Below are 14790 nucleotides of genomic sequence, written 5' to 3' on the forward strand. Positions count from 1 at the left end.
GCGCGGCTTGCTCATTGCGACACGCGACTTTCCGATGCGGAAACAGGCGGCTCCCGTTCCCGCTACGCGCGCCATGCGGCACGGCTCGGGGCCGCTCAGCCTTTCCATTTGATCAAGCCAGATTGAGCAACCGTCGATTATCAACGCGTACGATCCGGCTCATCATGATGTCCAGAGTCGAAACCCTTCTGGAGACAGCCATGTCACGTCCCCTCACCGGCATCCGCGTGCTGGAGCTCGGGCAGCTCATCGCGGGCCCGTTCGCCGGGAAAATGCTCGCCGAATTCGGTGCGAGCGTCATCAAGGTCGAGCCGCCGGGCACCGGCGATCCGTTGCGCAAATGGCGCCTGCTGCACGAAGGCACTTCGGTCTGGTGGGCCGCGCAGTCACGCAACAAGCAGTCGCTCACGCTCGATCTGCGCTCGCCGGAAGGGCAGGATGTGATCCGCCGTCTCGTATCGGAAACGGATGTGCTGATCGAGAATTTTCGTCCCGGCACGCTCGAAGGCTGGGGGCTCGGCTGGGAAGCGCTCAGCGCGATCAATCCGGGACTGATCATGCTGCGCGTGTCCGGCTATGGACAGACCGGGCCCTATCGCGACCGGCCCGGCTTCGGCGTGGTCGCCGAGGCGATGGGCGGCTTGCGTCATCTGAGCGGCGAGCCGGGGCGCACGCCGGTGCGCGTGGGCATTTCGATCGGCGATTCGCTTTCGGCGCTGCACGGCGTGATCGGCGTGCTGCTTGCGCTGCGCCACCGCGAGCAGCATGGCGGCAAGGGCCAGGTCGTGGACGTCGCGCTCTACGAGTCCGTCTTCAACATGATGGAGAGCCTGTTGCCCGAGTATTCGGTGTTTGGCGCAGTGCGCCAGCCGGCAGGCAGCAGCCTGCCCGGCATTGCGCCGAGCAATGCGTACCGCTGCAGTGACGGCAAGTACGCGCTGATCGCGGGCAACGGTGACAGCATCTTCCGCCGCTTGATGGAGCTGATCGAGCGGCCGGACCTCGGCAGCGATCCGGCGCTCGCGCAGAACGACGGGCGCGTCGCCCAGGTCGAGCGCATCGATGTGGCCGTTGGCGACTGGTGTGCGCGCCACACGCTCGACGAGGTGCTTGCGGCGCTCAACGAAGCGCGCATTCCGGCAGGGCGCATCTATGACGTAGCGGACATTGCCGCCGACCCGCACTATCAGGCACGCGAGATGATCGTCGCGGACACGCTGCCCGACGGCACGCCGGTGAGCGTCCCCGGCATTGTGCCGAAGCTGAACGCCACGCCTGGCGTCATCGAGCACAGCGCGCCCACGCTCGGCGAGCACACGGACGCCGTGCTCGAATCCATTGGCGTGGATGCCGCGACGCGCGAAGCATGGCGTGCACGCGGCGTGATCTGAACGGAGACGAATGCAATGACGCAAGAGACCAAACCGGCCACGCAGGCGAAGCGCCTGTATCTGAACGAGGTCGCCACACGCGATGGCTTCCAGAATGAAGCGGCGTTCATCGACACCGACGACAAGATCGCGCTCATCGACGAGTTGAGCGCATGCGGCTACGCGAAGATCGAGGTGACCTCGTTCACGTCGCCGAAGGCGATACCCGCGCTGCGCGACGCCGAGGCGGTGATGCACGGCATCGCGCGCGCGCCGGGCGTCGTCTACACGGTGCTGGTGCCCAACGTGCGTGGCGCGGAGCGTGCGCTGTCGTGCAACGTCGGTGAAGTGAACCTCGTGATGTCGGTGAGCGAAAGCCACAATCGCGCGAACCTGCGCATGACGCGGGAGCAGTCGTTCGCACAGCTATCCGATGTGATCGAGGCCGTGCGCGGCACCGGCGTGGCCATCAACGTCTCGCTTTCCACGGCGATGGGGTGTCCGATGGAGGGCGACGTGCCCACCGCAACGGTGCTCGAATGGATGCAGCGTTTCGCGCAGCGCGGCGTGAGCGGCTTCACCCTCTGCGATACGACGGGCATGGCGCATCCGGCCCAGGTTCGCGCACTCTGTGCGCGCGCGAGCGAGGCGTTCGCGGCGCTGGAACTCACGCTGCATTTCCACAATACTCGCGGCATGGCGCTCGCGAACACGCTTGCCGCGCTCGATGCGGGTATCGTGCGCTTCGACGCCTCGCTCGGCGGCCTGGGCGGGTGTCCCTATGCACCGGGCGCGACCGGCAATGTCTGTACCGAAGAGCTCGTTCACATGCTCGAACTCGACGGCTACGACACGGGCGTGAATCTTGCGGCCGTGCTCGAGGCAGCCGCGCGTCTGCCGGCGCTGATCGGACACGACGTGCCGAGCCAGATTCTCAAGGCCGGTCGCCGCACCGACCTTCATCCGTTGCCCGCTGGCGCGCAGGACATGCCGGAGCAGCGCGCATTTCTTTAAGGAGCGAAGCATGGCACTGATCGATCACCTCGACCATCTGGTGGTGACCTGCGTGGACCCCGAGGCCACGAAGCATTTCTACACCGAGGTGCTGCAGATGCAGCTCGAGACATTCGGCGCGGGCCGGATCGCGTTTCGCTTCGGCAACCAGAAGATCAATCTGCACGTGCGCGGCTCGGAGTTCGAGCCGAAGGCGCATGTGCCGGCGCCGGGCGCGCTCGATTTGTGCTTCATCGCAGCGGTGCCGCTCGACGACGTGATCGCGCATCTGGGCAAATTCGACTGGCCGATTGTCTTGGGGCCGGTCGAGCGCACGGGGGCGACGCAGAAGATCCGCTCGGTCTACGTGCGCGACCCGGATCTGAATCTCATCGAGATCTCGGAGCTGATCTGACGATCCGGCACGCGGCGTTTCCGATCAGGGAATAACTTTTCTCGTTTTCTCTATCGGTGCGTGGCCGCATTGCGCAGGGCTTGTCGCTTTCGTTGCCCATACAGAGACGCGCCGTGTGCGCGTCTTTTTACTTCTCCGCAGGCCAGCGGTCCTTCACTGCGACGCTCTCCCAATCCGCACGCGATGGCCGCATGCCATGCGGCGGGCGACTTTCGCGCGCGTCACGGATGCCGCACAATGGCCACTTCAAACCGCTTTTCCTCCAGCGTATCCACCATGGTCAATCCGCTTCATTTCGATCTGCAGTCGCTGCGGGTCTTTCTGCTCGTCGCGGAGCATGGCAGCCTGACCAAGGCGGCCGAGCACGGCCAGCTCACGCTTTCCGCGGTCAGCAAGCGCATCGCGGAACTCGAAAGCGTCACGGACTGCGCGCTTTTCATCCGGCGCGCGCGCGGCGTGGAGCTGACGCCGGCCGGCCTCGCCTTGCTCGAGCATGCGAGCCGCGTCATCGACCAGGTCAACCGCATGGCGAACGAAATGGGCGACTACGCCGCCGGCGTGCGCGGGCATGTTCGCATGTGGGCCAATACGTCGGCGATCGTGCAGTTCCTGCCCGTCGATCTCGCAGGCTTTCTGAACGGCCATCCGGGCATCAAGGTGAGTCTGGAAGAGCGCCTGAGCCACGAGATCGTGGATGCGATCGGCTCGGGCAAGGCCGACATTGGTGTGTTCGCCGACAACGTGCCCGCGCAGGGCATCGAGCGACGTCTCTACAGGCGCGACGAGCTGGTGCTGCTCGTGCCGCAGGGGCATCGTTTCGCGCAGCAGGAAATCATCCGCTTCGCGGATACGCTCGACGAAGACTACGTGGGCTTGAGCGACGGAAGCTCGCTGCTCGCGCGCATGACCGATGCGGCGTTCGCCGTGGAGCGTTCGCTCAAGCTGCGCATTCAGGCGTCGAACTTCGACGGCGTGTGCCGCATGATCGAAGCAGGCTTGGGCATTGGCGTCCTGCCGCGCGATTCGGTCAGCGACGAGCGCGGCAAGATCGGTGTTTCCAAAGTGAAACTCAGCGACGCATGGGCAATGCGCACGCTCTGGGTCGGGGTGAAGGCGGGCAGCGCGTTGAGCTCCGATGTCTTGAGCCTGTTCGATTACATGTCGGCGCGCACTTGAGGCGTGCACTTGAGGCATGCACCTGAAGCGCGCGCGGGCCGTGGCCACGCGAGGCGTGACTCACGGACCCAGGCCCATGATGCGGGAGCGGCGGCTGGCGTGGTCATCAGACGGGATTGATCTCGTCCTGGCTGCGCCGCGTGGTGAGCGGCCCGAGCGCGCGCAGCGTCACGGCGACAATGGCGAGGGCGGCGGAAATCACGCCGAACATCGCGAGCGGGCCGTGCTGGTTGAGCACGGGCAGCAAGATGAATGGCAGGGCGCCACTGACGAAGCGCGAGAGCGAGTAAGTGCTGCCGATTGCCGTCGAGCGCACGCTGGGGGGAAAGATCTCTGCCTGGTAGACGTGGTAGGCGTTGCTGAACACATTCGACGCGCAGGTGGTCAGGAGACCAAACAAGACGATCAGGCCGATGTGGTTCGAATAGGCGAAGCCGAGGCCGAACAGGGCGATCGCAACAAGCGAGGCGATCACGAGCGTGCGCCGCTCGATCCAGTTGAGCAGCGGCACGGAGAGCAACGAGCCGATGGGGTAGCCGAGAAACGAGAGCGCGACGAAGAGCGTGCTGCCCGTCACGTCGAAGCCGCGGCTCTTGACCACGACGCCGGCGAGCGTGCCGAAGCCGTAATAGCCGAAGCCCTGGAACAGGTGGAAGATGGTGAGCATCAGGTAGCGCTGGCCATACGGCGCACGGCGCAGTAGCGCGACGCGTTCGCGCAGCAGCAGCGGGTGCTTGCGTTCGCCGGATTCCGCAAAGGCGGCGGGCATGGCTACGCCCGCGCTTTGCGCGAAGCGGCGCAGGGTGGCATGCGCTTCCTCCACGCGCCCTTGCGCGAGCAGCCAGCGCGGGCTCTCCGGAAGGCGCTGCTTCACAGCCAGCACGAATACGGCGCCAAGTCCACCGAGCGCGAGTATCACGCGCCAGCCAGTGATCGCGCCGGCGTGCAGCGGATTGAGCCAGACGGCGAGAAAGCCCACGAGCGGCACGGCCACATACGAGGCGGTATAGGCCCACGCCGCGAGGCGCCCGCGGCGATCCTTCGGGAGGATTTCGGAGAGGTAGCTGTCGGCGACCGGATAGATTGCGCCCACGCCAACGCCCGTGAGAAAGCGGCAGGCCACGAGCATGGCGGCGTTGACCGAGAACGCGCCGAGCAGCGAGAACGCGCTGTACCAGACGAGCGTGAGCAGAAACGCACGGCGCCGTCCAATGCGGTCAGCGAGGCTGCCGAGGCAAAGCGACCCGAAGAACATGCCGATGAACGCCGAAGCGAGCAGCAGCTTGAAAGCGGCGCTGTGGCCGTCGAGGCCGTACTCGTTTTGCAGCGCCGAGCCGATCGAGCTGACGAGAAAGATCTCGTACATGTCGAAGAACAGGCCAATCCCCACGACCCACACCACGAAGCGGTGCAGCGCGCCTACGGGCATGTCGTCCATGAAGCTGCCGAGCGTCGAAGCCGCGCGGTCGAGCGTTTCGCGCTGCGCGGTGGCGAGCGCAGCGGGCGAGCTATCGCGGGCCGCGGGGCCGCCCAGATCCAAAGGTTGGCTGTTCATCGTGTCTCCAGATATAGGTATGCCGCGGCTGTGCCAACGGTCGATCTCGCTGCGCAGCAGCGCCGGTTGAACCGCTGCCCGGGGCGAGGCGCGCCGCATGGATCCCGCAGGGACTGGGCGCTGAGGACAAGTGTGGGAGATATTCGCCAGCACGAAAATTGCGGATGCCTCAAGCATGCTTTCCCGCAGAGAAAGGCTGCCGGTGGATTGGCATTGAGAGATCGGCGGCTGAATCAAGGATGACGAAAATGTCATTTTCGGATCATGTTTGCATTGCAGCAGGACCGTAGCATCGGCGCCAGGTCATTCAACGTGCAATCCGCTCATGCATCCGCGCCACTTCGTTGCTGCCGCACTCCTGGCCCTGAGCTATTCGGCGAACAGCCAGTCGCCCGCAGGCCAAATCCCATCCGCGCAGGACGCGCCGGTCATCGACTATCGCGCCGGCGTGGCTCCCGTTCAGGCGGTTCCGCTGGCGCTCTCGCTTGACGACGCACTCGGCATTGCTGCGTCGAGCAATCCCGTGTTGCGCAGCGCCGTGGCCAGGGCGGATGCGTCCGCAGGCGCCTTCATTCAGGCCGGCGCACGGCCGAATCCGAATCTCTCCTTGCTGCAGGAAGGTTTCGGGGGGCAGGAGCGCACGAGCACGGCGCTGGTCGAGCAGACGATCGAGCTAGGCGGCAAACGGCGGGCGCGGCTCGACGTTGCGTCGTATGGCCGCCAGGCGGCGCTGGCTTCGCTCGACGGGCAAGCGGCGCAGCTTCGCGCGGCGGTGATCACGGCGTTCTATGACCGGCTCGCGGCGCAGCGCCAGATGCAGGTGGCGCAGGAATCGGCCGATACGGCGCTGCGCTCGGCCGATATGGCCGACAAGCGCGCCCGTGCCGGAAAGATCTCGCCAGTCGAATCGACCAAGGCACGCGTTGCCGCCGCCGATGCGCAAATCGCGCTCGCCACGGCGCGCACGCAGGCCACGCTCGCGCTCGAGAAGCTCGCGAACGTCACGGGCAGCCCGGACGTGCGTGGCCGCACCGTGACGGGCGACCTCGATGCGCTTCCCGAGATCGAGCCGCTGTCGTCGTTGCAGTCGAGGCTTGACGAGTCGCCTTTATCGCGCGCCGCGCAGGCCGAGGTGCTGCGCAGCAACGCACTCGTGAGCGTCGAGAAAGCGCGGCGCATTCCCGATATCACCATCAGTGCGGGAATGAAGCGGGTCATCACCTCAGGTATTCCGGGCAACCAGGCCGTGGTCGGCGTGTCCATTCCGCTGCCGCTGTTCGATACCAACAAGGGCGCGATTCTGGAGGCGTCGCACAACGCAGAGAAGGCGAGCGCCGACCTCGATAGCGAGACGGCGCGCTTGCGGCTGGAGCTTGCGCAATCCTGGTCGAGCTACGAGAACGCGGTACAGGAAGCGCGTCAGCTCAAGGACGACGTGCTGCCCGCCGCGCGGCAGACGCTGGAGGCCATGCTGCGCGGCTTTCAACTGGGCAAGTTCAGCTTCCTCGAAGTGCTCGACGCTCAACGCACGCTGTTTCAGGGGCAGTCCCAGTACGTGAAGGTGCTGAGCACCGCCCATCAGGCCTATGCCGATATCGGCCGGCTCATCGGCACGCCGCTCGTTGCGGATCGTGCCAGCGCGACCCGCTTGAACTGAAGGATCGATCATGCCGCCCAAACACAGGATCGCCGCTGTGGCGACCGCACTTTTACTTGGCACTGCCATTGGTGCGTATGCACTATTGGGGGAACGGACCGCGCCGAAAGACGCCATGGCAGCCGCTTCCGAGGCGCGCGGCGCCGACGGCCCGCTGTCTGCCGAGGTCGTTGTCGCCGAGAAGGCCGGGGAGGCGCGCCTGATTGTCTATCCGCTTCTCGATGGCAAGCCTGCGCCCGATCGCACGGCGGTCAGCGCCACGGTAACGCGCTACGACGGCGCGCGCGAGGTCCTGAAATTCGCGGGCAAGGACGGGAAGTTTGGCAGTACGACAGGAATTGTCGCGCCGCACGTGTTCGATGCGGTCATCGACATTCGGGTCGATGGGCGTTCCGGCTCGATCAAGTACTCGCGCGCCGATGGCGCGGTTGCGCTCAATGCCTCGCAGATCAAGGCTGCGAATATCGGGCTTGCCACCGTGGGGCCGGCGCAAATCCGCAGCAGCTTCCAGTTGCCAGGCGAGATCAAATTCAATGAGGACCGAACCGCGCATGTCGTGCCGCGTGTCGCGGGCGTTGTCGAGCGCGTGAGCGTATCGACAGGCCAGCGCGTCGAGAAGGGCGAGTTGCTCGCCGTCATTGCCAGCACGGACCTCGCCGACCGCAGGAGCGAGCTGTTGACGGCGCAACGGCGCCTCTCGGCCGCGCGCACGGCCTATCAGCGCGAAAGGACGCTCTGGGAGGAAAAGATCTCGGCGGAGCAGGACTATCAGCAGGCGCAGATGCAACTGCGCGAAGCCGAGATCGCGGCTGAAAATGCGCGCCAGAAGCTCGCCGCGCTCAATGCCCCGGCGTCCGCATCGGCCCTGAGCCTCTACGAACTGCGGGCGCCTTTCGCCGGCACGATCGTCGAGAAGCATTTGACGGCGGGCGAATCCATCGCGGCGGACGCCAATGTATTCGTGATTTCCGATCTGTCCTCGGTCTGGGCGGAAATGGCCGTGCCGGCGCAACGCCTGAACGACGTCCGCGTGGGGCGCGAGGCGGTAGTGAGCGCGTCGGCCTTCGAGTCTCGCGCCACCGGCCCGGTTTCGTATGTGGGCGCCTTGCTGGGCGAGCAGACGCGCACGGCGCCGGCGCGCGTGGTGCTCGCGAATCCCGACGGCGCGTGGCGGCCCGGCCTGTTCGTGAATGTATCGGTGGGGGCGGGGCTGCAGGAGGTGCCGCTCGCCATCAAGGCAAGCGCCATTCAGGAGATCAATGGCGCGGCTTCGGTGTTCGTCCAGTCGCCCAAGGGGTTCGTTGCGCAGCCCATCGAGCTCGGGCGGCGCGACGAGCAGAGCGTGGAAGTGCTGAGCGGCCTGAAAGACGGCCAGCGCTACGTGGTGGCGAACAGCTTCGTGCTCAAGGCCGAGCTCGCGAAGGACAGCGTGCAAGAGTGATGTGTTCGCGCAGCGTTGCCCGCACATGGCGGTACGCGAACGCAGGCACGCAGGCGCAGGCACACAAGCGAATAGTCAAGTCTGGTCTGAGGATGATCGAAAATGTTTGAGCGGTTAATTGGCTTTGCCATTGCGCATCGCTGGCTGGTGATGTTGGCCACTGCCGCGGTAGCGGCGCTCGGTATCGGCAGCTACAGGCAGTTGCCGATCGATGCGGTGCCGGACATCACGAACGTGCAGGTTCAGATCAATACCTCGGCGCCCGGATATTCTCCGCTGGAAGCCGAGCAGCGTATTACCTGGCCGATCGAGACGGCCATGGCGGGCCTGCCGAATTTGCAGGAGACGCGCTCGATTTCGCGTTATGGCCTGTCCCAGGTGACGGTCATCTTCAACGACGGCACGGACGTCTATTTCGCAAGGCAGCTCGTCAACGAGCGCATTCAGGAGGCGAGAGACAAGCTCCCGCCCGGCGCAACGCCGTCCCTGGGGCCCACGTCGACCGGCCTTGGCGAGATTTTTCTCTGGACGGTGGAAGCCGCGGCGAACGCACGGAAACCCGACGGCACGCCCTATACGCAGGCGGACTTGCGCGAGCTGCAGGACTGGGTCGTGAAGCCGCAATTGCGCAACGTGCCGGGCGTCACCGACGTCAACTCGATCGGCGGGTACGTCAAGGAGTATCGCGTCGCGCCCAATCCGACCCGGCTGATGTCGTACGGGCTGACGCTGGCCGACGTCGTGCGTGCGCTCGAGCGCAACAACGAGAACGTCGGCGCCGGCTACATCGAGCGGCAAGGCGAGCAGTACCTGGTGCGCGTGCCGGGGCAGGCGCGCACCGTGGAAGACATCGCCAATATCGTCCTGACGAACGCGGGCGGGGTGCCGGTGCGCATGAAGGACGTCGGGCAAGTGGGCATCGGACGCGAGTTGCGCACGGGCGCCGCGACCGAGAACGGCAAAGAGGTCGTGCTCGGCACGGTGTTCATGCTGATGGGCGAAAACAGCCGCAGCGTGTCGAAGGCGGTGTCGTCGAAGATGGACGAGGTCAATCGCACCCTGCCGCCCGGCGTGAAGGCCGTGCCCGTTTATGACCGCACCGTGCTGGTCGAGAAAGCCGTCAATACCGTCAAGAAGAATCTGCTAGAGGGCGCGGTCCTGGTGATCGCGGTGCTGTTCGCTTTCCTCGGCAACATCCGGGCCGCGCTGATCACCGCGCTCGTCATCCCCTTGTCGATGCTCATGACCTTCACGGGCATGGTCAACGCTAAAGTCAGCGCGAACCTGATGAGCCTCGGCGCGCTCGATTTCGGCATCATCGTCGACGGCGCGGTCGTCATCGTCGAGAACTGCATACGGCGTCTCGCGCATGCGCAGGCCGCTGCTGGACGGCCGCTCACACGCGACGAGCGCTTCACCGAGGTGCTGGAAGCGTCGAGAGAAGCGAGACGGGCACTGATATTCGGACAACTGATTATCATGGTCGTCTATCTGCCGATCTTCGCGCTGAGCGGCGTGGAGGGCAAGATGTTCCATCCGATGGCGATCACCGTGGTGATGGCGCTTGCCGCCGCCATGGTGCTCACGGTGACGTTCATTCCGGCGGCGGTGGTGTTGTTCATCGGCGCACGCGTGCAAGAGAAGGAGAATCGCGTGATGGGTTGGGCCCGGCGCGCCTACGAGCCGGTTCTGGACACGTTCATGGGGCGCCCGAAGCGCGTGCTGGCGGCGGCCGTGGCCATCGTCGGCCTCACGTTGCTGCTGGCCACGCGCCTTGGCAGCGAGTTCGTTCCGAGCCTGAACGAAGGCGATCTCGCCATCTCCGCGCTGCGCATTCCGGGCACGAGCCTCACGCAGTCGGTCGCCATGCAGCAGTCGATCGAGGCCGCGCTCAAGGAAAAGTTTCCCGAGATCGAGCGGGTGTTCGCGCGCACGGGCACCGCGGAGATTGCCGCGGACCCGATGCCGCCCAACGCATCGGACGGCTACATCATGCTCAAGCCGCAGGATCAGTGGCCCGACCCGGGGAAAACGCGCGAGGATCTGGTGAAGGAAATCGAGGCCGTGCTGGCCGACTTTCCCGGCAACGTCTACGAGTTTTCGCAGCCGATCCAGTTGCGCTTCAATGAGCTGATTTCGGGCGTGCGCAGCGACGTGGCGGTCAAGGTCTTCGGTGACGACATGAACGTACTGAATACGACGGCCAACGAGATCGCAGCGGCGCTGCAGAAGGTGGCGGGCGCCACCGAGGTCAAGGTCGAGCAGACCAACGGCCTGCCGGTGCTCACGATCGAGCTGGATCGCGACAAGCTCGCCCGCTATGGCGTGAGCGTCGCCGATGTGCAGGACACGGTGGCTGCCGCCGTGGGCGGCCAGCAGGCGGGCACGCTGTTTCAGGGCGACCGGCGCTTCGACATTGTGGTGCGTCTGCCGGACGAACTGCGCTCCGATCTGGAGGCCATCAAGCGCTTGCCCATCGCGTTGCCGGTTGCCAACGCCGTAACCACCGCCGTGACGGCGACGCAGGGAGCCAGTGCGGCAATCGGCGCGGCCCCTTATGTTCCGCTCGCGGAGCTCGCGACCGTGAAGATCGGCCAGGGGCCGAATCAGATCAGCCGTGAGAGCGGCAAGCGCCGCGTGGTGGTGACGGCCAATGTCCGCGACCGCGACGTCGGCTCGTTCGTGGCCGACGCCCAGCAGCAGATCAGCGAGGACGTGCAGGTGCCGGCCGGTTACTGGATCTCGTGGGGCGGGCAATTCGAGCAACTGCAGAGCGCCAGCGAGCGCCTGAAGATCGTCGTCCCGGTTGCGCTATTGATGGTCTTTGTCCTGCTTTTCATCATGTTCAATAACGCAAAGGACGGCCTGCTCGTGTTCACGGGCATTCCCTTCGCGCTCAGTGGCGGCGTGGTGTCGCTGTGGCTGCGCGGGATTCCGCTCTCCATCACCGCCGCAGTCGGATTCATTGCGCTATCCGGGGTGGCGGTTCTGAACGGCCTCGTCATGATTTCCTTCATACGAAAATTGCGCGAAGATGGCGTCGATCTGCCGAGCGCCGTGCGCGACGGCGCACTCACGCGGCTGCGTCCGGTCTTGATGACGGCACTCGTGGCCTCGCTCGGCTTCCTGCCCATGGCATTCGCCACCGGCACCGGCGCGGAGGTGCAGCGGCCGCTCGCGACCGTCGTGATCGGGGGCATTCTCTCGTCGACGGCGCTCACGCTGCTGGTGCTGCCCGTGCTGTACCGGGTCGCCCATTCGGACTCGCTGCGCCGGCTCGTGCGCGAATCCCTCAAAATGGGCCGCCGCCGGCTTGCAAGCCGCGCCAGCGGCGGGTCGAGCGATAACTCGAGGTGAAATATCCATGCGCATATTGATCGTCGAAGACGAACCGAAGACCGGAAAATACCTGCAAAAAGGCCTTTCCGAAGCGGGCTACGTGGTCGACTGGGTGGAAGACGGCGTCAGCGGGCTCCATCAGGCGAGCACGGAAGACTACGACCTGATCGTGCTGGACGTGATGCTCCCCGGGCGGGACGGCTGGAGCGTGATCGAGGCGCTGCGGCGCGAACGGACCACGCCCGTGCTTTTTCTCACGGCGCGCGACGACGTGGGCGATCGCGTCAAAGGTCTCGAGCTCGGCGCCGACGACTACATGGCCAAGCCGTTCGACTTCGTCGAGTTGCTGGCGCGCGTGCGCTCCATTCTCCGGCGCGGTCAGCCGCGCGAGGCAACGACGCTGAGCGTGGCTGACCTGCATCTGGATCTCACACGGCGCAAAGCCACGCGTCAGGGGAAGACCATTCTGTTGACTTCCAAGGAGTTCTCGTTGCTGTGGCTGCTGATGCGCCGTGTCGGCGAGATCTTGCCGAGGGCGACCATCGCATCGCAGGTCTGGGACATGAATTTCAGCAGCGACACCAACGTCGTGGACGCCGCCATACGGCGGCTAAGGTTGAAGATCGACGACCCGTACGAGCTCAAGCTCATTCATACGGTCAGGGGCATGGGCTACGTTCTGGAACGTCGGGACGCAGGCGCTTCATGATCAAGCGTTTGCTGCCTACCACGTTGCGCTCGCGCCTGACGGTCCTGATCGTCATATCGACCTCGGCCATTCTCGCGCTCAGCGGATTCGCGCTCTATCAGGCACTCAAGACGCGCATAGAAAATACCGCGTCACAGGAGCTGGCGACCACCCTGTCTGCGCTGGGGGAGCATCTGGCGCGTGTCCCGAGCCGCGATGAAATCTTGCGCAACCCCGAGATCTGGATCGACCAGCTGCACGGCCATCAACGCCTCGATCTCGGCCTGTTCGACGCGGCGGGTGAGCGGATACTCGAAACGCAGGACTTCGTGGCTTATCGGCCGGCGCTCGCGGGGCCGTTGCACGACGGCATGACGGGCTATGCGGACAAGGACGCGAAGCGGCGCTACGTTGCTGCGCTCGTGACGCTGCAGGGCGGGGGCCCTGAAACGGTTCGCGTCGTCGTTCAGCTGGACGAATCGGGCGACCGCGCGCTGCTGCGCGGCTACGCGTACACGATCGTCGTGATCGAGGTGCTTGGGGTTCTGCTGGCGGCGGCGCTCGCGTATGGCATCGCGATGCTCGGCTTGAGCCCCTTGAGGCAGCTCGTGAAGCGCGCGGAGGAGATGTCCACGGCGCGTCTCGCGCAGCCCATGCCGGAGCTGGACACCGCAGGCGAATTGCGGGAGCTGGGGCGCGCATTCAACGGCATGCTGGCGAGGCTCAACGAATCCTTTGTCCGGCTGAGCCAGTTCTCTTCGAATCTCGCGCACGACATGCGCACGCCCCTGACGAACCTCGTGGCGGGCGCCCAGGTCGCGCTCTCCCAGCCCAGGACGAGCGAGGAGTACCGGGACATCATCGAGTCGAGCATCGACGAATATCAGCGGCTCTCGCGCATGATCGAAGATATGCTGTTTCTGGCGCGTTCGGAGAGCGCGAGGCAGCCGCCTGGCCTGCGCGATCTAGATGCCGTGGAGGAGGCGCGGCGGGTGGCGGGGTATTACGAGCCGATGGCGGAGGACGCATCCGTCGAACTGGAGGTGCGGGGGAAGGGCCGATTGCTGGCGGATCTCATGCTTTATCAGCGGGCGTTGAGCAATCTGCTCGCCAATGCGCTCGCGCATTCGCCTGCGGGATCGACGATCGTCATCGAGTGCGAGCCGTCCGCCTCCGGCACGCTGGTGAAGGTTTCCGATACGGGAGCGGGCATTGGCGTCGAGCATCGGGAAAAAATCTTCGAACGCTTCTACCGTGTCGATCCGTCGAGGAGCAACTCGGCGGGCGGAACCGGCCTTGGGCTCGCCATCGTCAAGTCGATCATGGAAAGCCACGGCGGAACGTGCGGCGTCGAGAGCGAACCCAACGTCCGCACGACGTTCTGGCTGCACTTCCCGGCGCGCGACGTCTAGCGGCGCACGGAGCACACGTTCGTGCGGCCGGCCGCGCGGTGTTGCGGCGCGGCCGGTATCACACTCGAAGCACAGTCGAAGCGCACTCGAACCTTAGTGCGCTGACATCTGGTCGTGCTGGTCGACCGCAGCCGAAGGTTCGCCGCGATGCGTTCCGGCCTCATGGCGCGCCTTGTTTTGCGCGATTTGCTGCGCATTGGGCGGGTACCGCGTCGGGCTCGACTGCGTCAGGCCGTCGTGTCGGGCCTGAACCAGTTCCTGGCGGACCTGATCACGTGTCTTGCCCTGTGGCTGCGTCTGCGCCAGCGCCGCCGGCGCGGTCGCGCCGAGTGCAACGGCAATCGCGACGAGCGCAATCGGGGATTTTGCGTTCATGGTGAATCTCCTTCTCTTTGGACTTCCGGATAAAGGAAGTCGGGTTGAACGGGCTTGACGGAGCGCCGGCGCAACGGCCATGCAAGCGGTCGTGAAGGGCGTGCTCGTTCGAACTGCCTGCCCGCCGCCTGGACCCGTTGCACGGCGCCCGTTGCACGGCGCCCGTTGCACGGCGCCCGTTGCACGGCGCCCGTTGCACGGCGCCCACTTCCTCGCTGGAAGCTGCGTTCAATATGGCTCACGCGCGGTGCGCCGACGTGATCGCAAGATGACGATTTGGGAGGAAAGGCGTGCGGCGGCGAAAGGCGCTGCGGGGATCGCATGACATCGTTGTCATTGGCTCGTCATGCCCCCGCACCGCCGGCACGT

Annotated in this window: 11 protein-coding genes; 9 read left to right on the forward strand and 2 right to left on the reverse strand. The window is 65.4% G+C overall.

What is annotated here, in order from left to right; translation table 11 throughout:
• The first annotated feature begins 200 nt into the window (after positions 1-200).
• The 4 genes from EYW47_RS37085 (at position 201) to EYW47_RS37100 (ending at position 3954) form a co-directional block, all read left to right on the forward strand.
• Positions 201-1391 carry a CaiB/BaiF CoA transferase family protein gene (locus tag EYW47_RS37085; RefSeq protein ID WP_133199777.1) on the forward strand — a complete coding sequence of 397 codons (1191 nt, stop codon included), beginning with the start codon at positions 201-203 and terminating at the stop codon, positions 1389-1391.
• A 15-nt stretch (positions 1392-1406) separates the two neighbouring features.
• The gene (locus EYW47_RS37090) at positions 1407-2384 is read left to right on the forward strand and encodes a hydroxymethylglutaryl-CoA lyase (RefSeq protein ID WP_133199778.1); all 978 of its coding nucleotides are present in this window, start codon (positions 1407-1409) and stop codon (positions 2382-2384) included.
• Positions 2385-2394: 10 nt separating this feature from the next.
• The gene (locus tag EYW47_RS37095; RefSeq protein ID WP_028221947.1) at positions 2395-2778 is read left to right on the forward strand and encodes a VOC family protein; all 384 of its coding nucleotides are present in this window, start codon (positions 2395-2397) and stop codon (positions 2776-2778) included.
• A gap of 276 nt (positions 2779-3054) precedes the next feature.
• Positions 3055-3954 (forward strand): LysR family transcriptional regulator, encoded by a 900-nt coding sequence (locus tag EYW47_RS37100; protein WP_133199807.1) that lies wholly within the window; start codon positions 3055-3057, stop codon positions 3952-3954.
• A 106-nt stretch (positions 3955-4060) separates the two neighbouring features.
• Here EYW47_RS37100 and EYW47_RS37105 read toward each other — a convergent pair whose 3' ends face one another.
• Positions 4061-5509, reverse strand: coding sequence for an MFS transporter (locus EYW47_RS37105; protein ID WP_133199779.1), 1449 nt, complete (start codon positions 5507-5509; stop codon positions 4061-4063).
• A 325-nt stretch (positions 5510-5834) separates the two neighbouring features.
• Here EYW47_RS37105 and EYW47_RS37110 point away from each other — a divergent pair, with 325 nt between their 5' ends.
• The 5 genes from EYW47_RS37110 (at position 5835) to EYW47_RS37130 (ending at position 14046) form a co-directional block, all read left to right on the forward strand.
• Entirely contained in the window at positions 5835-7166 is a 1332-nt protein-coding gene (locus EYW47_RS37110) for a TolC family protein (RefSeq protein ID WP_133199780.1), read from the forward strand.
• A 10-nt stretch (positions 7167-7176) separates the two neighbouring features.
• The gene (locus EYW47_RS37115; protein ID WP_133199781.1) at positions 7177-8607 is read left to right on the forward strand and encodes an efflux RND transporter periplasmic adaptor subunit; all 1431 of its coding nucleotides are present in this window, start codon (positions 7177-7179) and stop codon (positions 8605-8607) included.
• Between the two features lie 102 nt (positions 8608-8709).
• Positions 8710-11964 (forward strand): efflux RND transporter permease subunit, encoded by a 3255-nt coding sequence (locus EYW47_RS37120; RefSeq protein ID WP_133199782.1) that lies wholly within the window; start codon positions 8710-8712, stop codon positions 11962-11964.
• 7 nt (positions 11965-11971) lie between these two features.
• Positions 11972-12655, forward strand: coding sequence for a heavy metal response regulator transcription factor IrlR (irlR, locus tag EYW47_RS37125; protein ID WP_133199783.1), 684 nt, complete (start codon positions 11972-11974; stop codon positions 12653-12655).
• Positions 12652-14046, forward strand: coding sequence for a heavy metal sensor histidine kinase (locus EYW47_RS37130; protein ID WP_133199784.1), 1395 nt, complete (start codon positions 12652-12654; stop codon positions 14044-14046). The genes irlR and EYW47_RS37130 overlap by 4 nt, the downstream gene beginning before the upstream one ends.
• Before the next feature lie 93 nt (positions 14047-14139).
• Here the strand turns inward: EYW47_RS37130 and EYW47_RS37135 are convergent, their stop codons facing one another.
• Complete coding sequence (locus tag EYW47_RS37135) at positions 14140-14421, reverse strand: DUF4148 domain-containing protein (protein WP_133199785.1); 282 nt, start codon at positions 14419-14421, stop codon at positions 14140-14142.
• Between the last annotated feature and the right edge of the window lie 369 nt (positions 14422-14790).

The organism is Paraburkholderia silviterrae (genome assembly GCF_004353915.1).
Taxonomy (GTDB): Bacteria; Pseudomonadota; Gammaproteobacteria; order Burkholderiales; family Burkholderiaceae; genus Paraburkholderia; species Paraburkholderia silviterrae.

Bases quoted from the DNA above. Each gene is read 5' to 3' on its own strand.
- EYW47_RS37085 (WP_133199777.1), top strand. From the start codon at position 201: ATGTCACGTCCCCTCACCGGCATCCGCGTGCTGGAGCTCGGGCAGCTC.
- EYW47_RS37090 (WP_133199778.1), top strand. From the start codon at position 1,407: ATGACGCAAGAGACCAAACCGGCCACGCAGGCGAAGCGCCTGTATCTG.
- EYW47_RS37095 (WP_028221947.1), top strand. From the start codon at position 2,395: ATGGCACTGATCGATCACCTCGACCATCTGGTGGTGACCTGCGTGGAC.
- EYW47_RS37100 (WP_133199807.1), top strand. From the start codon at position 3,055: ATGGTCAATCCGCTTCATTTCGATCTGCAGTCGCTGCGGGTCTTTCTG.
- EYW47_RS37105 (WP_133199779.1), bottom strand. From the start codon at position 5,509: ATGAACAGCCAACCTTTGGATCTGGGCGGCCCCGCGGCCCGCGATAGC.
- EYW47_RS37110 (WP_133199780.1), top strand. From the start codon at position 5,835: ATGCATCCGCGCCACTTCGTTGCTGCCGCACTCCTGGCCCTGAGCTAT.
- EYW47_RS37115 (WP_133199781.1), top strand. From the start codon at position 7,177: ATGCCGCCCAAACACAGGATCGCCGCTGTGGCGACCGCACTTTTACTT.
- EYW47_RS37120 (WP_133199782.1), top strand. From the start codon at position 8,710: ATGTTTGAGCGGTTAATTGGCTTTGCCATTGCGCATCGCTGGCTGGTG.
- irlR (WP_133199783.1), top strand. From the start codon at position 11,972: ATGCGCATATTGATCGTCGAAGACGAACCGAAGACCGGAAAATACCTG.
- EYW47_RS37130 (WP_133199784.1), top strand. From the start codon at position 12,652: ATGATCAAGCGTTTGCTGCCTACCACGTTGCGCTCGCGCCTGACGGTC.
- EYW47_RS37135 (WP_133199785.1), bottom strand. From the start codon at position 14,421: ATGAACGCAAAATCCCCGATTGCGCTCGTCGCGATTGCCGTTGCACTC.